Annotated in this window: 1 protein-coding gene; it reads right to left on the bottom strand. The window is 41.9% G+C overall.

Annotation, left to right across the window (positions count from 1 at the left end):
- A partial coding sequence (locus SB724_RS19940) for a PepSY-like domain-containing protein (protein WP_410572552.1) occupies positions 1–277 on the bottom strand: 277 nt, incomplete at both ends.

The raw sequence follows: 277 nt of genomic DNA, 5'->3' as shown, positions 1-277 counted from the left end.
AGCGTAGTTTTTAATAGATGCCGGAATAAAACCATACGGAAGCTTTTGGTGCTGCCCATCAACTTCTTTGCAGTTTCCATTGCGGTCAACTTCTACTTTTACGCCATTGATTAAGAGAACTTTGTACTCATCTACTCCGTATATTTCACGGTCTTCTATAACAGAACCGGCCGTTATTCCTTTAAAATGAGCTGCCAGAAAGCTTTTTGCCGCCTTTGGAAGCTGATTAGGATGTATCGCTTTATCCTGAGCAAAGATAGAACCCGCCATTAACAGG

This window comes from Bacillus sp. SIMBA_031 (genome assembly GCF_046535225.1).
GTDB classification, from domain to species: domain Bacteria; phylum Bacillota; class Bacilli; order Bacillales; family Bacillaceae; genus Bacillus; species Bacillus velezensis.
Note: the sequence above shows the minus strand (reverse complement) of the source record. Positions and strands in the feature narration are given on the sequence as shown.